Source organism: Campylobacter sp. 2018MI10, from assembly GCF_018501175.1.
In the GTDB taxonomy this organism is placed as follows: Bacteria; Campylobacterota; Campylobacteria; order Campylobacterales; family Campylobacteraceae; genus Campylobacter_E.
Genome location: NZ_JAHCZD010000129.1, coordinates 1 through 394, shown reverse-complemented (window position 1 = coordinate 394; position 394 = coordinate 1). Strand labels below are relative to the sequence as shown.

1 protein-coding gene is annotated in these 394 nt (G+C 33.8%); it reads left to right on the top strand.

Annotation, left to right across the window (positions count from 1 at the left end):
* Positions 1-394: AIR synthase related protein (locus tag KJR01_RS09985; RefSeq protein ID WP_250325191.1), on the top strand; the 394-nt coding region annotated here is incomplete at both ends.

The following is a 394-nucleotide window of genomic DNA, read 5'->3' as shown; positions in this document are numbered from 1 at the left end:
GGATAATATAGGCAAACTTTGTGTTTGCGGATCTATTAACGCTGTTTTGATGGTGGGAGCTAAGCCAAAATATCTAAGTTTAGGGCTTATCTTAGAAGACGGTTTTGAGTTAGAAAAATTAGAACGCATTTTAAAAAGCATTAAAGAAGAATGTGAAAAATGCGGAGTTATGTTAGTTTGTGGCGATACTAAAGTCGTTCCTAAGGGTAAAGCAGATGAAATTTATATCAACACTACAGCCTTAGGTGAAATTATTTCTAAAAAAGAAAGTAAAAATATCAAAGCAGGGCTTAGCATACTTCTTTCAGGTGATATAGGAAGGCATGGAGCTAGTGTTTTAATCAAAAGAAATGAGTTAGAAGCTGATATTAAAAGTGATTGCAAGGCTTTAGAT